1 protein-coding gene is annotated in these 248 nt (G+C 25.8%); it reads right to left on the bottom strand.

Translation table 11 applies throughout. The features are described 5' to 3' along the window. Positions 1 to 248, bottom strand: a 248-nt coding sequence (locus FQ668_RS28890; RefSeq protein WP_218570927.1) for a hypothetical protein, incomplete at both ends; no start/stop codon positions are given.

The raw sequence follows: 248 nt of genomic DNA, 5'->3' as shown, positions 1-248 counted from the left end.
AATTGATTCAGAACAAGGATATTTTGTTAAATAATTATTTAGAACACAGATCGCATCTTTTTTCTTGTCCTTTTTTAATAATAACTCAAATTTCTTTATAATTATTTCTTCGTTTACAATATTTTTACTAATAAGTTTATCAATAAAACTAATTGCCTCGTCGTATTTTTGATTTTTAATCAGAACATCTAAGTATTTCCGGTAATCCTCAGGCTTATCGGGGAATCTCGAAATAAACAATGCAAAAT

The organism is Pseudomonas sp. Kh14 (assembly GCF_900291005.1).
Classification (GTDB): domain Bacteria; phylum Pseudomonadota; class Gammaproteobacteria; order Pseudomonadales; family Pseudomonadaceae; genus Aquipseudomonas; species Aquipseudomonas alloputida.
The sequence above is the reverse complement of the archived record's forward strand: the minus strand, read 5'-3'. Positions and strand labels throughout refer to the sequence as shown.